The organism is Pseudoalteromonas sp. 5Ae-yellow, assembly GCF_014077565.1.
GTDB lineage: Bacteria > Pseudomonadota > Gammaproteobacteria > Enterobacterales > Alteromonadaceae > Pseudoalteromonas.
This window is the reverse complement of sequence record NZ_JACGWD010000044.1, coordinates 1-19,088: the sequence shown is the minus strand read 5'-3', so window position 1 is coordinate 19,088 and position 19,088 is coordinate 1. Positions and strand designations below refer to the sequence as shown.

The window sequence follows — 19,088 nt, the reverse complement described above, 5'->3', positions numbered from 1 at the left end:
GATATTTAAACAGGGATTGAAACTATTTCACAGACTTTTTAAGATGATATTTTCTTATAAAACCATAATGATTTTAAATGAATGCTATTTCCTACATTTAATTAGTAAATGCAATTCACTAGATTTAATAGCCTAAAGTTATAAAAAAAGGCGGCTTAACCGCCTTTTTGAATTAATTAACTTAGCCAAGTTTAGCAAGTATTTCTGTACGTAATGCGTCGTAATCGGCCTTTATATCGCTTGCTAGGCATGGTTTTGCTAGTGCGTCGCTAAGTGGTTTTGGCATACCTAATTCAATATTTAAAATACCCTCTACGCTTTCTTTAAACTTAGCAGGATGAGCGGTTGCTAAAAAGATACCCGCAGCACCAGGCGCTCGATTTTCAACAAGACCTTGGTACGCAATAGCAGTGTGGGGCTCTGCAACATAACCCGTTTGTTGAATTTTTTTCATCACCAATTGCGTGTCTTCCTCGTTTACGCTAGTTGAATAAAAGTTATCGTAGCTAAACCAGTTATTATCTAACATTGTTTGCACACGCGGCCAGTTGTTTGGCTTACTTACATCCATTGCATTTGAAAGCGACTCAAGTGTTGCGTTTGGCGTCCAGGTTCTATCAAGCATAAAGCGCGGCACAGTATCATTTTGGTTGGTTGTTGCACTTAATTTACCTACAGGTAAGCCAATAACCGCACCAATCATTGCAGCACATACATTACCAAAGTTGCCACTTGGCACTGATATATGCGCTGTTGCGCGTTTTTCTTTTGGTAGTTGTGCAATGGCCTCAAAGTAGTAACAAACCTGAGCAACTAAACGGCTAATATTAATTGAATTAGCAGAATTAAGCCCAAGTATTGATTTAACTTCTTCATCTAAAAAGGCATTTTTAACCAACTCTTGGCAATCATCAAAACTGCCATCAACTGCGTAACAATGAATATTGTTACCTAACGTAGTAAATAGCTTTTGCTGAGCAAGTGAAATTTTGCCTTTAGGATATAAGATGACAACATCGATATTCGGCTTGTTATAAAAAGCATGTGCAACGGCTGCACCAGTATCGCCCGATGTTGCGGTTAAAATAGTTACTTTTTCATCTTTATTAAATTGCGCTAAACACTCAGCCATAAAGCGACCACCAAAGTCTTTAAACGCAAGCGTAGGACCATGAAACAACTCTAAGCAGTATGTATTCTCTTCAACTTCTACCAGCTTAACTGGAAAGTTAAATGCATTTTTAACCATTTGTGCCACAGTGTCGCTTGGCAGCTCATCACCAATTAGGTGAGATAATATTTTGCCACTGCGTGTAACAAAGTCCATATCAAGCAATGCATCAACATCGGACAGTGGGGCAAGGGATTCAGGGAAAAACACACCTTGATTACGACCCAAACCTGTTTTTACGGCTTCAACGAACGACACTTTTTGTGAGCTATCTTTTAAATTATGTAATTGCATGACTACCTATCCTATAAAACTGTTAATTGACGCGTGCCGTCGTTATCTAATTTACAAATGTGGCAAAAGCCTTGCTCGTTAATGTAATTTGCCTCTAACCACTGCGCGCATTGCTTTGCAGCTTCAAGTGTTTTACATACACTAAACAAGGTAGGTCCTGCGCCCGAAATACTCACTATTTCAGCGCCCAACGCTGGTAAGCTTGCTTTGGCTTCACTAAAACCTTTAATAAGCGGTGCGCGGTAAGGTTCTGCTATTTCATCTTTCATTATGCTAAGTGCATCGTCAAAACGATTAGTCAACAGTAAGCTACTAAATGCCGATAAACGCTGTGCAAACTCAACACTTGCATGCATGCTCAACTCTTTTGGTAAAACCGAGCGCGCTTTTGCAGTGTTGAGTGAAAAACCAGGGAACGCAGCAACGTAGTACCAATTTTCATCAACAGGCAGTGCAATCGATTTATCAGGGATTAAATCACCTGTTAATTGCAAACCACCTAAATAGCATGGCGTGATGTTGTCGTAATGACGACCACCGCTCACTACAGCTTCAAAGTCAGCCATAAGCTCAATAAGCTCAACCTGACTTAAGTTAGTTTGTGCAAACTTATCAAGGGCAGCAAAGGTAGCCACGACCGAGCATGCACTAGAACCAAGTCCAGATCCAATTGGTAAATTCTTTTTAAGCTCGAGCTTTACGCTTGGCATATCAGGCGCAACATGCGCTCTAAAATGTACTAAACACTGGTACGCTAAGTTTTCATTCGCATCACTTGGTAACTTGTGAGCGTAGTCGCCAGTACAAATAAATTCGTCACTTGGTGCTGCACTTACAACGGCTACATCACCTAATAAACTACCATCAATTGGCGCAAGCGCTGCGCCAAGTGCATCAAAACCTACTGCAAAATTACCAATAGACGCCGGAGCATATACTTCAATCATAACGAGCTCCTAGCGCGATAGTGTTTTTAAAATATCAGCAAATACACCCGCTGCTGTTACTTCAGACCCTGCACCATAACCACGAATAACAAACGGACGTGGCTGGTAGTATTGACTTAAAATAGCAAGCGCGTTTTCGCCATCGCGAATTACATTAAGCGCATGTTTTTCATCAACAGCCTCAATACCTACTTTACAGTGACCTTCTTTAATTGTACCTACATAACGAAGTACCTTACCTTCGCTCGCAGCGCTTTGAATGCGGTCATTAAAATCAGCATCTAGGCTTGGTAGTTTTGCCATAAACTCATCAACGCTATCACCTTGTGCAAAACCTTGTGGTAATACTGACTCAACTTCAATATCGCTTAGCTCCAACTTCATACCGGCTTCGCGAGCAATGATCAGTAACTTACGTGCTACATCGGTACCCGATAAATCATCACGAGGATCTGGTTCTGTAAAGCCACTTTCTTTAGCTTTAATTGTGGCTTCAGAAAGTGATAAACCATCTTGAAGTGCGCCAAACATATACGAAAGTGAGCCTGATAAAATACCGCTAAACTCTAGTAACTCATCACCAGCTCCAAATAATGACTGTAAGTTGTCGATAACTGGTAAGCCTGCACCAACATTTGTTTCGTATAAAAATTTACGATTATTCTTTTGTGTTGCTGCAATTAAATCTTGGTAATACGTGTATGAGCTTGTTGTCGCTTTTTTATTGGCAGCAACTACATGGAAACCTGCATTTAAAAAGTCTACATACTGCGCAGCAAGTGCATCTGAAGATGTACAATCTACTAATACCGGATTCACTAAGTGGTTTTGCTTAACAAATTGCTCTACTAACTTTAAATCAAATGCTTGCTCAGATGAGGCCAATTTTTGCTGCCAATCACTAAAAGCGATGCCTTCGTTATCAAGGTGTAATTGACGAGAGTTAGCAACACCATACAAGTTAAGTTTAATATTACGCTTTTCAAGCCAAGCTTGCTGACGTTCAAGCTGATTAATAAGCTCTTGCCCTACTAAGCCACAACCTAGTAAAAACACATCAATTGACGGCACATGCGTGAAAAAGTTTTCATGGCATATTTTTACAGCGTCATTACATAACTCACCATCAATTACCGCAGAAATAGCACTTTCTGTAGAATCCTGTGCAATTGCCACAATATTTACTTGCGCTTGTGCAAGCGATGCAAAAAACTTAGCCGCTAAGCCTCGGTGTGCGCGCATGTTGTCGCCCACTAAAGTAACAATGGCTAAATTACGTTGTACTTGTACAGGCTCAATAAGCCCTGCTTGTAATTCAAGCTCAAATGCAGTTTGTAGCGCATCGAGTGCAAGTGCTAGGTCTGTTTCGTGCACACAAAAACTAATACTAAATTCACATGATGATTGCGTGATCAATACAATTGATACGTTATCGTGAGCAAGCGCGTTAAATACCTTAGACGCCATGCCTACTTTACCTTTCATGCCTGGGCCTGAAACAGTTAACATTGCAAGGTCTTGTAAGCTAGAAAGCGCTTTTACGGGCTCATCAGATGAATAATCGTTACCAATTAATGAGCCTTGTGCGTCTGGGTTATGCGTATTTTTAATTTCACATGGCACGCCTGCTTTAGCACACGGTAAAATTGTTTTTGGATGAAGTACTTTTGCACCAAAGTAAGAAAGCTCCATCGCTTCTTTATAAGATAAAAAATCTACTTTAGTGGCTTTTTTAATATAACGAGGATCAGCACTGTATACGCCATCAACGTCTGTCCAAATTTGACAAATCTCAGCTTCTAAACATGCTGCTGCAATTGCTGCTGAGTAGTCTGAGCCATTACGACCAAGCGTTGTAAGCTCGCCCTTGTCATTACTCGCAGTAAAACCAGGCATGATATAAATAGTTGCAGGATTTTCTTTAAGCACAGCTTGAAAGCGCGCTTTACTTGTTACTAAATCAGCCTCGGCGTCGATATAACCACCAGTTGAGGCGATACAGCTTGTTGCTTCTAAGTATCTTGCATCGTGCGAGTTCAATAAAGCCTGCATTAAAGAAACGCTAACGCGCTCTCCAAAGCTAATTACAAATGCGCGAACTTGATCAGGGCAACACTGTATAAGCGACACGCCATCTAGTTTATTTTTAAGTTCCCTTAGATCTGGCCAGATTGTAACTACTACGCCACTTTTTTCAACGTCAGCTTTTAGGCCTTCACAGCGACTCGCTAATGCTTGCCATTGCTGCGAAAAATCTAAGCCTTGCTCTGCGGCACTTGCGAGTGCAACTAGCGAATCGGTCATTCCACCTGGAGCAGAAAGCACCAATAACATTTCATCTTTTAACTGTGCTTTAACTAACTGAGCTACCTGTTGTAAGCATGCATAATCGGCAAGTGAAGACCCACCAAATTTTAAAACTCGCATTGTTTATGTTCCTCATCCCATAAAACGAAAAAAGGCCTGTGTTCTAAGTGAACACAGGCCTTTAAATTTGTTGCACCGACCTATGCCACTATCCAGTAAGAATGATGGTTGTAATAATAATGGTCAGTACGCGATTAATTGTTTTCATATGTTAAGACTGCCTTAACAAAGGCTATGCTGTCAACCCTAAATTAAAAGATAAAACAGCCTTTTTTAACATGAAAAAACCTAATGAATGCCAAATTTATGCAATATTTCATTCAAGCTTGATTTATTAATAGGTTTATCAATAAAATCAATTGCGCCAAGTTGGGCGACTCGTTTCTTCATTTTCTCCTGTATATCAGCAGAAATAACCAACACAAAGCACTCTATTTTTTCTATTTTTATAGTTTCAAGTACTTGTATACCATCAACCTCTGGCATGGTGAGGTCTAGGCACAGTAAATCAAAGTTTTGTGCTCTTAAAAGATCGAGGGCGTTTGCTCCATTTATAGCTTGTTGTATATCTGCATCTATACACTCATTTAAACACCGCACGACTTGTTTACGAGCAACAGCAGAATCATCACAGACTAATATCGAAAATTTCATCATGTTTACTACTACACAACCATCAAAGTTATTAAAAGACCATCTTCCTTTGCACTCAAGACACTTTAACACGCATCTAAATACTTAGCGCATTAATAATTCAATGCAATGATAAATATAGAATTAATTCATTTAAATATGATTAACGAAACTAAATTCTAATCAAACTTACAAAACTTAACGTCTAACAAATTTACTAATTCATAGCTGAATTTAATTACATTAATACTACATACCTATTTAATTAGATTTATCTTATTAAATTTTAACTTTTTTATTTATTTTTAGAGGTTTATTGACTAACTTTTGAATTACAATAGTAACGTTACAAAAATAACAAAGGATGAACAAGTCACTCATGTTACAAAAAAGCCTTTCTAAGAAGCTACTAACAAGCGTTTTATCCGTTTATTTTTTGCTTACCTTCGTAGTGACTTGCGGACAGGTGCTTGCTGAATATCTCAATACTAAAGACTATATACGTGATGAATTAAGTACATTACAAAAAACCTTTAGTCGTAGCTTAACACGTGCAATTTGGGAGCTTAATACCAAGCAAACAATTACAACAGCAGAAGGTTTACTCGCCATTCCCATGATTGAAGGGATTATTGTTCGAGACGACAGCGGCGAAATTATTTCACAATTAGGGCGCTCGCTCGACATACATAAGCTATATAACCAACAGTTAGTACAAGAAGAAGCAATTTTAGAAGACGCGAAATCCGGTCTGTTTGGTTACACCTTTCCACTTATTTTTGAATTTTCTGGCCGTGCTACCCAAGTGGGTGACGTTACCTTATTTTCTAGCCGAGAAGTTGTTTTAAGCCGAATTATGGTATCAATCTACTTTTTGATTGGTAATGCGATGATTAAAACCACCTTTTTAATCATTTTATTTTTAATGGCATTTAGAAAGCTTCTTACAGATCCCTTAGCTGAGCTCACTGAGCAACTAGAAAACCTAGAATTAGATGAGCTAGAAGGACAACACATCGAAATAGAAACAGAGGAGCATAACGAACTAAAAGTAATGGAGCAGTCGTTTAACAAACTAATAGATAAAGTGGTTCAGTATAGGAAAGAGCTTGAGCACACCCAAAAAGAACTCATTATTAGTAACGAAAAACTCGATCATCACAACATACAACTTGAGCAAGACGTAGCCCGTAAAACATCAAACTTAAGCCAAGCAATGATGGAATTACAACATCAAAAATATGAACTTGAAAAGCAAAAAATTGTGCTCACTGAAGAAATAGACTTGCGCCGCAGCACAGAGCAAGAGCTAATTACAAAACAAACTGAATCCCAACGTTATATAGAAGAATTAAGCCTTGCACAGGAACGTTTATTAGGTACAGAGAAGATGGCTGCACTAGGCGGACTTGTGGCGGGTATTACACATGATATAAACACCCCTATTGGGATAGGTGTAACGGCAATATCGTTTTTGCAAGAACGCTTAAATAAACTCGAAAGTGCTTATAGTGAAAAAACACTTTCACCAAAAGCATTAGAAGAATTTATTAACGAAGCAAAACAAAGTACAAGCTTGTTAACCACTAACTTAGATAGAGCCTCAGAGCTTATTGCTAGCTTTAAGCAAATAGCGGTCGATCAGGCCAGTGAAGCAGTAAGAACTATTAACTTTAAAGATTACACTAACGAAGTAATACGCTCACTGCATCCAAAACTAAAAAAGACATCTCATACAATAAAATTAGAATGCCCTGATGATTTAGTTTTAAATTTACCTGCAGGCGCCATCAGCCAAATTTTTACTAACTTAATAATGAATTCACTCATTCATGGCTTTGAAGGTAAAAGCAACGGTGTGATGGATATCAAAATAAGTGCAGATGACACTAACTTAACGATTGATTACAAAGATGACGGTAACGGTGTTACCAGTGAGCAATTGAAAAAGTTGTTTGACCCATTCTTTACGACTAAGCGCGATGAAGGCGGAAGCGGATTAGGTACCCATATAATGTTTAATTTAGTTAAACAAACTCTTAGCGGATCTATTGATGCAACGAGTGAACCTGGCAAAGGTCTGCGTTACTATATTCAATTTCCAAAGAACATGGCTAAGCCAATGCCTATTTTTGAAAAATATGAATAAAAAAGTACATGCATTAAATTATTAGGGCGTGTTGATCTTTGGTGGTTGAATTTTCAGCAACATATTTGGTTTTTACTTAGCCCACTAGGTTACAAACCTCGCGCCGCGATTTAATCGCCCATAGATTGAACAAATTTCAATCCATAAAGTTCAACACGCCCTAGTAACAAATCAGTCATTTCGAGATGCTGTTTTTATTGCTATGATTGGACAAATTTTTCAAATGGATCAATTCCCCTATGTGGTTTAGTAACCTTATTTGTTACCGCTTTAAGCAAGACGTTTCATACACCCAAGAAGATTTTGATAAAGCATTAGAGCAAGATTTATTTCGCCCATGTACTGGTCAAGAGCTTGCAACATTTGGTTGGACAAAAGCGTTTGGAAAGCATGGCGAAACACTATCGCATTTTTCTCAAAAAAGTATTTTAGTTTGCGCAAAACGTGAAGAAAAAGTACTCCCAGCTTCTGTTATTAACGAACTAGTTACTGAGAAGATTGATCAGATAGAAGCCGAAGAAAACCGCCCTGTTAAAAAGAAAGAAAAAGACGAATTAAAAGAAAACATTCTTCATACTCTTCTACCCCAGGCATTTAAAAAGTCGAGCTTACAATTTGCCTTTATTGACCAAGAAAATGGCTGGGTGGTTGTAAATAGTGGCAGCTTTAATAAAGCTGAAGAGCTACTGGCACTACTTCGTAAATCGTTAGGAACGCTCCCAGTTGTACCTGCGTTTGCTAACTACGACCTAGATGTATTCTTAACTGATTGGTTAACTAACTTTAGTACACCAGAAGGCTTTGCTATTGGCTCTGACGCTGAGCTTGAAGAAGCTGACGACAGCGGTGCACAAGTAAAACTAAAAGGCCATGATCTGGCATGTGATGAGGTTAAATCGCACTTAGAAAGTGGTAAACGCGTAACTAAACTGGCACTTGATTGGCAAGAACGCCTTAAGTTTATGCTGCAAAACGATGGCTCTATTAAGCGTTTAAGCTACTCTGAAACTCTAAAAGAAGAGAACGCAGATATTCCTAAAGAAGATATGGCTTTAAAACTTGATGCTGACTTTATTTTAGCTTCTGAGGAAATAAAGCAATTACTTGAAGAACTAACTGCTGGCTTAGGTGACGTTGAAGATTTAGAAAAAGCGTAAATACCACAACCTACATAAATATTTAAGCGCTTTGAAGCATTAAATAGATTCATATATAAGCAGGTTGGTATAACAGATAAAAAATCCGATAGCAGTTTACTGCTATCGGATTTTTTAATGGAATTTTTAGAAGCGCTTATTTATATATTTGTTATCCGCGAACAGAATTTAGCTAACGTTCGGCGTATTAAAACCTAATGAAATCATCTTTCAAGTAAGAGATTACAGCAAGGTTCAAAGGAAAGTTATGTAGAGTGATATGAGATTATATGTATTCACTTCAAGCTGGACAGCACAAAAACTGAAGCTTTGATTTTAATTGAAATAATTAACTTATTTGTGCAGATAACTTATTTTAGCTTTTAGCGTCTTCAACTTTAGGTTGGCGATATATTTTTATAATGTGGTATAAATTTACAAGCGACAATAAGCCGTTGGTAAAAATAACAGGTACTGCGCCAATGGCAACACCGTATACAGTAAATACAATACAACCAAACATGTTGTACCAACGCAGTTTTACTACATCTGTCATTGTTAACGATGCAACCAATAAAGCTGATGCAATATAGCCTAAATATTCCCAACTCAATTGTTCTCTCCTAGCCTTTAGGTTAGCATTACATGTACTGCTAACTTATGGCACTTATAAGTATTGCAAAGTTACAACAAAATAAAAAAGCTAACTTGCTTAAAAACCTGAAAAAGTTTGCCGGAAAACACCAGCAAATTCTTAAATCATTACACGGGAAATGAAGGTAAAATAATACTATTAGCAAAGCTAATAATATTAGTAGCAAGTTAGCGTAAATTCTTAGTGTCTTAATGCTAACGTCATTAAGATGTAATAAATAGGACAAATGTCCGAAGAGCACATTGATGTTTCAATACCATTTTTCTAGTTACCTTGTTGATCAGCTTTTAACCTTTGCCGGTAGTAGCTATCAACAATCAAAAAAAGAAGTTCTGATCCATCAAGATCAGCCTTTAAGCAAGCTTGTGCTTGTACGCAGTGGCACTGTGTCGTTTAGTTACGACGTAGGTAATGGACGACGCCTGCTGTTAGGACAATTGGATTGTAACAACACCCTTATTGGTGAAATAGAAGCGCTAAATAATAATCCGTGTATTTATACGGTAACGTGCTTTAGCGATGTAACTTATAATCTTATTGAATTAAGACATTGGCGTGCTCTGCTGCTTGAAAAACCAGAACTGAGTTTATACACCGCACAAACTATTGCGGCTAAATTTCAGGAAAACCAAAAAATCAATTTAGATAAGCTACTACTACCATTGAGCTACAACATAGCCAAAGATTGCTTACTAAGAGCCGAGAACAACAACCCTACGCTACTTAGAGCCTATCCAACTGTAAATGCTGAAGCCGAACGCTTTGCCACCACTGAGCGAGCTTACAGACGTGTTGTTACAGAACTTGTCGAAAAAGGCTTGGTACTTAGAAGTAACGATGGCTTACAAGCAGTCGATATACCAAAGCTAAGTGAATACGTAGATAGCTTTGCTCAACTTTAAGTTATTTAAAGTTTACCCATAAAAAAAGGCCTTAACGGCCTTTTTCTATTTATACAAATTACTGATTACTTCTCTAGCAAAATGTCATGAATTTTCACAAGATCAGATTTACCTGCAATAATTTCATCCGGTGTTAAACCCGATAGTTCATGCGGGAACACTAACCACTCTTCAGACTCATGAATATAATAATCTGGAACAGTGTCTACTTTTGAGTTTTTTGGCTTGTAGTACGGACATGCAATACGAATATCACGTGGCAAGTTTAAGCGCATAAGCTCTGAAAGCTTTTCTTTTAATGCAACAATACTACGACCAGAGTCAAATACATCATCAACAATTAATAATGAGTCGCCTGCATTTGCGTTCTCAACAATGTAATGCAAACCGTGGACTTTAATTTCTTTAGATTGTTTACCAATACCGTAATAAGACGATGTACGTACTGCAATGTGGTCAGTCTCAATGCCTTTATAATCGTAATATTCTTGAACAGCAATACCGATCGGTGCACCACCTCGCCAAATACCAATAATAAAATCAGGACGAAAGCCATCTTGGTATACTTGTGCCGCTACGCGGAACGAATCTTCAAGCAGCTGTTGAGCTGTGATGTAGCACTTATCTGACATAATTAGAAACCCCAGTGGTGGATATAAGATTTGAGCGCAGCTTAGAGTTAAGCAAAAATTAAACTCAAACAGGTATTGGCGACGGATTTTACCGCAAATGAAATAAAATTGCTTGCCTGTAAATTAAAAAATAGGCACCCAAAGGTGCCTATTTTTAGTGTAAAAAGCATAATTTAGTAAATATTATGCTTTTTCTTGTAGGGTACGAGCAACCGTACGCATACCTTGAGTTGTTGCGCCCGCTGCCCATTGGCTTGTACTGCCCATGTTAAAAGCAGCCGCTAAATCTATGTGCACCCAGCCTTTGCCATCGTTTGGCACAAAGCGCGATAAAAAGCCTGCCGCATTCGATGCGCCGCCGTAACCGCCACCCTTTTGTGCACGGCTATTTGCCGTATCAGCATATGGAGATGGGCAGTTTTGTTGATGCCATTTTTCAAGAGGCAGTGGCCAAGCAGCTTCCATTTCTTGAGATGCAAAACTTTCAACTTCACGTGCAAGTTCTCTATCAAGTGCAAATAATGCATTGTACTCTTGGCCAACAGCAACAAGCGCTGCACCGGTTAGTGTTGCTGCATCAATAATAAGTGGAGCGCCAGTCTCTCCTGCTGCCATTAAGCCATCAGCAAGTACTAAGCGACCTTCAGCATCCGTGTTTACAATTTCAACTGTTGTGCCATTTTTGTAAGTAAGAATGTCACCTAATTTGTATGCATGACCCGAAATTAAGTTCTCAGCACAACATAAAAACAGCTTAATACGTTTTTCAATACCACGGTTAATAGCCAATGCTAAACCTGCTGTTACTGTTGCAGCGCCGCCCATGTCGCACTTCATACCAAGCATACCTTCGCTTGATTTAATTGAGTAACCACCTGAGTCAAACGTAATACCTTTACCTACAAGCGCAGCACTTACTGGTGCATTTTCGTCGCCTGTTGGGTTGTAATCAAGCTCAAGCAATACTGGTGGGCGAACACTACCGCGACCAACTGCATGAATACCAATCCACTGTTGTTCTAGTAACGCATCACCTTTAATAATTTGGTAACTTACATGTTCAGGCGCTAATGATTGAATAAACTCAGCTGCTTTTTCAGCTAGGCTTTCTGGGTATATGTCATCGGCAGTACCGTTAACCATTTCACGTGCCCAAATTGCTGACGTTTTTAAGTGAGCAAGTTCTTTAATATCTGATTGTGCGTTATCAACAAACTCAACACCGTTTAATGATTTTGGTGTTACAAAGCCTTGGTAAAAAGCCCACTGGCTTTCTGTACACCAAGTATCACCTGCTAATTCAACATTTTTAACGCCTTGGCTTGCAATAGTACGGCCTGCTTTTTGAACATTTTTTAATGTGTCTTGCTCAGACAAATGAACAGTTGCACCGCGCTCGTTAAAAGACAATGACGCATTATCGCCCCAATGACTCGCTGCTGCTTGTTCGCTTAGTTGAACAACAAATTTTTCACTCATGTTAGAATTCCCTTGCACTTAAATGTGCCACCGAGTTTACTATAGAGCGCTTAAGTTCCCAACAGCTTGAGATAAATAACATAAATCACACTGCTGAGCAGTGTTTACGCTTTGGAAGTTATTATGAAGTACACGCCAGCGCTGCAACCTGCCACCTTATTAAAACGCTACAAACGCTTTTTAGCTGATTTACAATTAAGTGATGGCAGCGAATTTACCGCACATTGTGCAAATACAGGTAAAATGACGGGATGCGCTGAGCCAGGCTTTACTGCTTTTTATTCAACGAGCGATAACGCAAAACGAAAATACCCGCATTCATTAGAGCTTACGCAAAATAACTTATCGCAGCTTATTTGTGTAAATACAGCGGTGGCTAATAAAGTAGTAGAAGAAGCAATAAACAATAATGTGATAAGCGAGCTTCTCGACTACAGTCAATTGCAAAGCGAAGTGAAGTACGGCAGCGAAAACAGTCGTATCGACTTTTTACTCACAGACGAAAATAAGCCCAATTGCTATGTAGAAGTTAAATCAGTCACATTATTAAGCGAAGATGCACCACAAAGCGGGCAAGGCTACTTTCCTGATGCGCAAACACTGCGTGGACAAAAGCATATTCGCGAACTAATAGAAATGATCGAACAAGGCCACAGAGCAGTATTACTGTTCGCTGTTTTGCATGAAGGAATAAATACCGTAAGTGCAGCTGCGCATATTGATAAAAAATACGCCACGTTATTAAACCAAGCGATAATAGCCGGTGTTGAAGTATTAGCATACAAAGCCAAAATTTCAGCTAATGGAGTCTTACTTCATAAAAGAATAGCATTTATAGAATAGTGTAATAAACCTAGGGATTGAACTAAGCGTAATTTACAAAGTACTCCAATTATAGAAAGTGGTAAAAAGTGAATTATAAAAATTAACTTGTTTTTAAAGCTTTTGCCCATATAACAAGGCAAGTTTTAGAAAGCGAATATGTGAATTAATTAAAAGTGTAAATAAACTATTAATACACTTTTTACTCAGTAAGCATGGTTGAAGCTAATTCGATTAATTAAAAATAAATTTGCCTAGGGTATAAGATTCTGTTATTTATACCGCCGGCTAATGCTGAGGCATTAAATTAAGGATTTAGGAGAGAGTTATGCCAGACCAAAAGAAACATGGTTTATTGGCTCAAGCCGGTTTAGAACCATACCAAGAAAAACCAGGCGAAGAGTACATGAATGATGCACAACGTGCTCATTTTAGAGCAATTTTAGAGACTTGGCGTAACGATTTACGTAACGAAGTTGATCGTACTAAATCGCACATGCAAGACGAAGCTGCTAACTTTCCTGACCCAGTTGACCGCGCTGCACAAGAAGAAGAATTCTCTTTAGAACTTCGTACTCGTGACCGCGAACGTAAATTAATCAAAAAAATTGAAAAAACAATTAATTTGATTAAAGAAGATGATTTTGGCTTTTGTGAGTCTTGTGGCATCGAAATTGGCATACGTCGCTTAGAAGCACGTCCTACTGCCGATTTATGCGTAGACTGTAAAACACTTGCAGAAATCAAAGAAAAGCAATCTGGACGCGGCTAATTAAAACTTATTAGTTAGTTATGTCTCCTACAGCCGTTACTGCGCCTATGCGTAAATATCGCGGTCGTTTTGCACCGTCTCCTTCTGGGCCATTACATTTTGGCTCACTTGTAGCGGCTGTGGGTAGTTATCTAGATGCAAAAGCTAATCAAGGAAAATGGTTAGTTCGTATTGAAGACATTGACACTACGCGCGTGGTTAAAAACGCCGACTCCGATATTCTAAATACCTTACAAGCCTACGCCCTTTACTGGGATGAACCTGTTGTATATCAAACGCAGCGTCTGTCTTTATATCAAGATATTACCCACTCACTTTTAGAGCAAAACCTTGTTTATGGCTGCACCTGTACTCGCAAGCAAATAAAAGCTATTGGCGGTATTTATCAGGGGCATTGCAAAGCACTTAATCATCATACTCAATCCGGCGCACTTCGTTTAGTTCAGCAACATCCAACGACCCAATTTAGTGATTTAATTCAAGGTGATATATCTGTAAATAGTGCATTATCCCACGAAGATTACTTAATTAAACGCAGTGACGGTTTATTTGCATATCAACTTGTTGTGGTCGTCGATGATATCGATCAAAGGATAAATCGAATCGTAAGAGGCGCAGATTTAATTGAACCAACAGCTCGGCAAATTAGTTTGTTTAAACAACTCGACAGCCCCGTACCTGAATTTGCTCATTTACCTTTAGCGGTTGCCAAACCCGGTTTTAAACTATCTAAACAAAATTATGCCCCCGCCATTTGTAAACAAAATCCAAAGCCTGCTTTAATTAGCGCTTTTGAATTTTTAGGGCTACCTGTTATAGCTGATTTAAGCGACTTAAATATAGAACAATTAATCGATTGGGGAATTAAAAACTTTAGCTTAAAACAGGTCCCCCAAGTATCCGAAATACAAATTTCTCAACATCCACATAGCCAGAAAGTCCAATTTACACATTTAAGTAAATAAAATAGCTAAAAACGGCTTAATTTCAACACATCAACTTAATTTTTAAACCCTGCTGGTATATGATAGCCGCCTAAATATATGCTAATTACGTCAAACAGCTTGTACTGGGTTATAACCGCCCTATTTGCTGTAACTTTTGATTGCGATGCAGAGTCAATCACACCTTCTAGGAGACAGACTATTATTTCCAAGCTTTTTCAATTTTGCCGACAAATAATCGGCCCGAATACAAGTGCACAAAGCGCTTCTGTAAGCAGTGAACCTATTGTTGTCACTCGTGGTGAGCATGGTATTTCTCGCAAACAATTTAGCCCAAATGCAATCAAAGTATTATACCGCTTAAAAGACGGTGGCTACGATGCCTACCTTGTTGGTGGTTGTATTCGCGATATATTGTTAGGCCAACAGCCAAAAGATTTTGACGTAGTTACTAATGCAACTCCAGATCAGGTAAAAAAACTATTTAGAAACTGTCGCCTGATAGGTCGTCGCTTTCGTCTAGCACACATTGTATTTGGCCGTGAAATTATCGAAGTGGCAACAATGCGTGGCCACCACGAAGCGCAAGAAGACAAAAATCAAATAAGCCAATCAAGCAATGAAGGTCAATTACTACGTGATAACGTATTTGGCAGTATTGAAGAAGATGCAGAGCGCCGCGACTTTTCAATCAACGCACTTTATTACTCAATTAAAGATTTTAGTATTCACGATTACGCCAACGGCTTAGCGGCAATTAAAGCTAAACAAATCGAGCTTATTGGCGATCCTGAAACGCGTTACCGCGAAGACCCTGTTCGTATGTTACGTGCAGTACGTTTTGCCACTAAGCTTGATATGAGCATTGCGCCTAAAAGTGAAAAGCCAATTAGCGAGCTTGCAAGCTTGCTTGATAACATTCCGCCAGCTCGTTTATTTGAAGAAATTCTTAAACTGTTTTTAAACGGCAAGGCCGAAGCTAACTTTTTAATGCTGCGTAAATACGGCTTATTCCGCTCACTTTTTCCTGAACTTGATAAAATTTTAGATAAAAACCCAAGTGGCTTAGAGCACACGCTTATTCAGCAAATGTTTCAAAATACCGACAAGCGTATTAATGCCGATAAAAAAGTAACACCGGCGTTTATTTTTGCTGCCCTACTTTGGTTCCCACTGCTTGAGCGCACTAAAAAAATTCAAAGCCAAGAGCAACTATCTGAATACGATGCTTTCGCACAAGCAATGAATAAAGTACTAAGCGATAATTCACAGCATATAGCTGTTCCTAAGCGCTTTACTTTAGGTGCTCGCGATATTTGGCATATTCAGCACCGCTTAGATAAACGTGCTGGCCAACGTGCATACAGGCTAACGCAACAGCCTCGCTTTAAAGCCGCTTACGACTTTTTATTATTACGCGTAGATGCAGGCGAAACTCAGCATACAGAGCTTGCTCAGTGGTGGACACAATACTTAAGTAAAGATATAAACGGCCAAAAAGAGATGGTTAAAAGCTTAGGTCATCAAGGTGGTCCTAAGCCGCGAAAGCGCCGTCGCCCTACTAAAAAGCCAACTGAGTAATAACATGCATTGTGTTTATTTGGGTTTAGGTGCCAACCTAAACTCACCAAAAGAGCAGCTTGATAACGCGGTAATCGCGCTTAAAAAGCTGCCCAATTGTGAATTTATAAGCGTATCGCATTACTATGCTAGTAAGCCTATGGGCCCACAAGATCAACCTGACTATATCAATGCAGTAGCGTGTATTAAAACGACCCTTAAGCCAGAGCAATTACTTGATTTAACGCAACGTATTGAACTTGAGCATGGTCGAGTAAGAAAGGCTGAGCGTTGGGGTCCACGCACACTTGATATAGATACTCTATTATTTGATGATCAAATTATAAATACGGTGCGCTTAACTGTGCCTCATTATGGTTTGAATAATCGCGAGTTTGTGGTTTATCCACTATTAGAGCTTGCACCTGAACTTATTTTACCTAGCGGCATTGCATTAAAAACCATTGCAAATAATTTACCGCTCAACGACTTACAACAATTACCTCTGTAATTAACCTAGGCTTTTGCCTGCGAGGATATTATGTCTAAAATAACCGTTTCTACTTTAAATAAAATGAAAGCAGAAAATAACAAAATTACTGCATTGACAGCCTACGACGCTAGTTTTGCAAAGTTATTTCATGATAACGGCGTTGAAGTTATTTTAGTGGGCGACTCTTTGGGCATGGTACTACAAGGCGGCGATGACACCCTTGGCGTAACCAATCAAGATATTGCATATCATACCCGCTGTGTACGCGCCGGTAGTCGCGAATTATTTGTAATTGCTGACTTACCGTTTATGACCTACTCAAGCGTAAGTGATACCTGTAAAAATGCAGCTGAGCTTATGCGCGCTGGCGCAAACATGATTAAGCTTGAAGGCGGAGAGTGGCTTTACGAGAGCATTAAAGCACTCACTCAACAAGGTATCCCAGTTTGCGGGCATTTAGGCCTTACACCACAGTCAGTTCATGTATTTGGTGGCTTTAAAATACAAGGTCGCGAAGAAGATAAAGCACAAAAAATGATTGATGACGCGAAAGCACTTGAAGCTGCTGGCGCGCAATTATTAGTACTTGAGTGTATTCCAAGTGCCCTGGCAAAACGCATTACAGACGCTCTAAGTATCCCAACTATTGGTATTGGTGCTGGCAGCTTAACTGACGGCCAAATACTGGTAATGCATGACCTGGTTGGTATTTCGGCAGGTTACATTCCTAAATTTTCTAAAAACTTTTTGCTCGAAACAGGCAATATGCCTGCTGCCGTTCAAAAGTATTGTACAGATGTTAAAAGTGGCGCATTTCCAAGCGCTGAACATGAGTTTAAATAATGCAATCAATAACTGAAATCAGATCGTTACGTAGTCAAATTAAAGCATGGCGCCAAGCAGGTCTTAGCGTGGCGCTTGTGCCAACAATGGGCAACTTGCACCGTGGGCATTTTTCGCTAGTAGAAAAAGCAAAAAACTTGGCCGACAAAGTCGTTGTAAGTATTTTTGTAAACCCAATGCAATTTGGCGCTAACGAAGATTTAGATAACTATCCTCGTACGCTAAACGAAGACAAACAAGGCCTTGCTGAACTAGGCACTGATATTGTATTTACCCCAAGTGTAGAAACAATCTACCCTAACGGACTAGGTGCACAAAGCTTTGTAGATGTGCCTGACATTTCATTAGGCTATTGCGGCGGCTCACGTCCAGGTCACTTTAGAGGCGTTGCAACAATCGTGACTAAGTTATTTAACTTAGTGCAACCAGATTACGCCTGCTTTGGTGAAAAAGATTTTCAGCAATTACAAGTAATCAAAACTATGGCACGCGACTTATCAATTCCGGTTGAAGTTATTGGTGTACCTACAATGCGAGAAGTTTCTGGCCTTGCTATGAGCTCACGTAATGGTTACTTATCTGATGATCAAAAAGCGACTGCAACCGTATTATTTAAAGCCCTTAATACGTGCGCTGAGCAACTTAAAAGTGGCGAGAAAGACTTTGTAAAACTTGAAAGCTTAGCTAAACAAAGTTTAGAGCAAGCAGGCCTAAAACCAGACTATTTTGAGATTGCTCAACGAGATACATTAAAAACTGCTACAATCGAAGATACTCAATTTGTTATTTTAGCCGCAGCCTATTTTGGTGGTGTTAGATTGATCGACAATATCCAAGTCGAAATTTAATATTATTGCGACTCCATTTTAAGGATAAGAAGCATGCACTCTTTAATAAAAACAAGCGTAGTCGCCCTTACTTTTGCACTATTAGCAGGTTGTCAAAACCAAGTTGAAAACCCTGAAATGAATCAGTGTGCTCAACAAAACTACCAGTGTGAAAGTAGTTGTGAACAGCAAACAACTGCTGAGGGCTTAAAGCAACAAGTATGCTCTGGAAAATGTGTTGAGAGCTATAATCAATGTAAAGCACAAGCCGAAAAATTAGGTAATATTTAATTCCTAAAAGTTTTTAGTTTTAGGCACAAAAAAACCGCTCAATGAGCTAACACCGATCAGTTAAGGTATTTTTGATCGGTTGACCGATCTTTTGGTTGCTTCACAATACCCTTATCATCTTTTGATTATGAGGGTATTTTTATGCTTAGTCATTGGTTACTTGATACAGAT

General features: G+C 39.0%; 18 protein-coding genes. 11 read left to right on the top strand and 7 right to left on the bottom strand.

All coding sequences use genetic code 11. From position 1 onward, the window contains the following. Positions 1-181: 181 nt before the first annotated feature. The 4 genes from thrC to H4J63_RS12695 all read right to left on the bottom strand — a co-directional run bounded on the left by thrC (position 182) and on the right by H4J63_RS12695 (position 5,436). A complete protein-coding gene (gene thrC / locus H4J63_RS12710; RefSeq protein WP_182196910.1) occupies positions 182-1,465 on the bottom strand; it encodes a threonine synthase in 1,284 nt (427 codons plus the stop codon). A gap of 11 nt (positions 1,466-1,476) precedes the next feature. Further along, a complete protein-coding gene (gene thrB, locus H4J63_RS12705; RefSeq protein ID WP_024596294.1) occupies positions 1,477-2,412 on the bottom strand; it encodes a homoserine kinase in 936 nt (311 codons plus the stop codon). Between the two features lie 9 nt (positions 2,413-2,421). Next, on the bottom strand, positions 2,422-4,839 hold the full coding sequence (gene thrA, locus H4J63_RS12700) for a bifunctional aspartate kinase/homoserine dehydrogenase I (RefSeq protein WP_024603843.1): 2,418 nt from the start codon (positions 4,837-4,839) through the stop codon (positions 2,422-2,424). A gap of 228 nt (positions 4,840-5,067) precedes the next feature. Further along, on the bottom strand, positions 5,068-5,436 hold the full coding sequence (locus tag H4J63_RS12695; protein WP_024603842.1) for a response regulator: 369 nt from the start codon (positions 5,434-5,436) through the stop codon (positions 5,068-5,070). Positions 5,437-5,791: 355 nt separating this feature from the next. On the opposite strand from H4J63_RS12695, the gene H4J63_RS12690 reads away from it, so the two are divergent. Both H4J63_RS12690 and rdgC read left to right on the top strand, forming a co-directional pair. Next, positions 5,792-7,561, top strand: coding sequence for a sensor histidine kinase (locus H4J63_RS12690; RefSeq protein WP_024603841.1), 1,770 nt, complete (start codon positions 5,792-5,794; stop codon positions 7,559-7,561). Between the two features lie 239 nt (positions 7,562-7,800). Next, positions 7,801-8,718 carry a recombination-associated protein RdgC gene (gene rdgC / locus H4J63_RS12685; RefSeq protein ID WP_024603840.1) on the top strand — a complete coding sequence of 306 codons (918 nt, stop codon included), beginning with the start codon at positions 7,801-7,803 and terminating at the stop codon, positions 8,716-8,718. Positions 8,719-9,073: 355 nt separating this feature from the next. Here the strand turns inward: rdgC and H4J63_RS12680 are convergent, their stop codons facing one another. Continuing rightward, positions 9,074-9,310 carry a YgjV family protein gene (locus H4J63_RS12680; protein ID WP_024603839.1) on the bottom strand — a complete coding sequence of 79 codons (237 nt, stop codon included), beginning with the start codon at positions 9,308-9,310 and terminating at the stop codon, positions 9,074-9,076. A 287-nt stretch (positions 9,311-9,597) separates the two neighbouring features. Between H4J63_RS12680 and H4J63_RS12675 the strand changes: the two genes are divergently transcribed. Then, positions 9,598-10,254, top strand: a complete 657-nt coding sequence (locus H4J63_RS12675) for a Crp/Fnr family transcriptional regulator (protein ID WP_002962665.1) — start codon at positions 9,598-9,600, stop codon at positions 10,252-10,254. Between the two features lie 65 nt (positions 10,255-10,319). On the opposite strand, the gene H4J63_RS12670 is transcribed toward H4J63_RS12675, so the two are convergent. Continuing rightward, complete coding sequence (locus tag H4J63_RS12670; RefSeq protein WP_002962666.1) at positions 10,320-10,886, bottom strand: phosphoribosyltransferase; 567 nt, start codon at positions 10,884-10,886, stop codon at positions 10,320-10,322. A gap of 183 nt (positions 10,887-11,069) precedes the next feature. Further along, a complete protein-coding gene (gene pepB, locus H4J63_RS12665) occupies positions 11,070-12,365 on the bottom strand; it encodes an aminopeptidase PepB (protein ID WP_182196909.1) in 1,296 nt (431 codons plus the stop codon). 123 nt (positions 12,366-12,488) lie between these two features. Here pepB and sfsA point away from each other — a divergent pair, with 123 nt between their 5' ends. The 8 genes from sfsA to H4J63_RS12625 all read left to right on the top strand — a co-directional run bounded on the left by sfsA (position 12,489) and on the right by H4J63_RS12625 (position 18,917). Continuing rightward, entirely contained in the window at positions 12,489-13,208 is a 720-nt protein-coding gene (gene sfsA / locus H4J63_RS12660; protein ID WP_182196907.1) for a DNA/RNA nuclease SfsA, read from the top strand. Positions 13,209-13,515: 307 nt separating this feature from the next. Continuing rightward, entirely contained in the window at positions 13,516-13,959 is a 444-nt protein-coding gene (gene dksA, locus H4J63_RS12655; protein WP_002962671.1) for an RNA polymerase-binding protein DksA, read from the top strand. A gap of 20 nt (positions 13,960-13,979) precedes the next feature. Next, complete coding sequence (gene gluQRS, locus H4J63_RS12650) at positions 13,980-14,924, top strand: tRNA glutamyl-Q(34) synthetase GluQRS (protein ID WP_002962673.1); 945 nt, start codon at positions 13,980-13,982, stop codon at positions 14,922-14,924. Positions 14,925-15,002: 78 nt separating this feature from the next. After that, the gene (gene pcnB, locus H4J63_RS12645; RefSeq protein ID WP_206013271.1) at positions 15,003-16,484 is read left to right on the top strand and encodes a polynucleotide adenylyltransferase PcnB; all 1,482 of its coding nucleotides are present in this window, start codon (positions 15,003-15,005) and stop codon (positions 16,482-16,484) included. A 4-nt stretch (positions 16,485-16,488) separates the two neighbouring features. Further along, on the top strand, positions 16,489-16,974 hold the full coding sequence (gene folK, locus H4J63_RS12640) for a 2-amino-4-hydroxy-6-hydroxymethyldihydropteridine diphosphokinase (RefSeq protein WP_182196905.1): 486 nt from the start codon (positions 16,489-16,491) through the stop codon (positions 16,972-16,974). Between the two features lie 30 nt (positions 16,975-17,004). Continuing rightward, positions 17,005-17,799, top strand: coding sequence for a 3-methyl-2-oxobutanoate hydroxymethyltransferase (gene panB, locus H4J63_RS12635; protein ID WP_002962679.1), 795 nt, complete (start codon positions 17,005-17,007; stop codon positions 17,797-17,799). After that, entirely contained in the window at positions 17,799-18,647 is an 849-nt protein-coding gene (panC, locus tag H4J63_RS12630; RefSeq protein ID WP_138489570.1) for a pantoate--beta-alanine ligase, read from the top strand. The genes panB and panC overlap by 1 nt, the downstream gene beginning before the upstream one ends. 33 nt (positions 18,648-18,680) lie before the next feature. Continuing rightward, positions 18,681-18,917 carry a hypothetical protein gene (locus H4J63_RS12625; protein WP_002962684.1) on the top strand — a complete coding sequence of 79 codons (237 nt, stop codon included), beginning with the start codon at positions 18,681-18,683 and terminating at the stop codon, positions 18,915-18,917. Positions 18,918-19,088 lie beyond the last annotated feature (171 nt).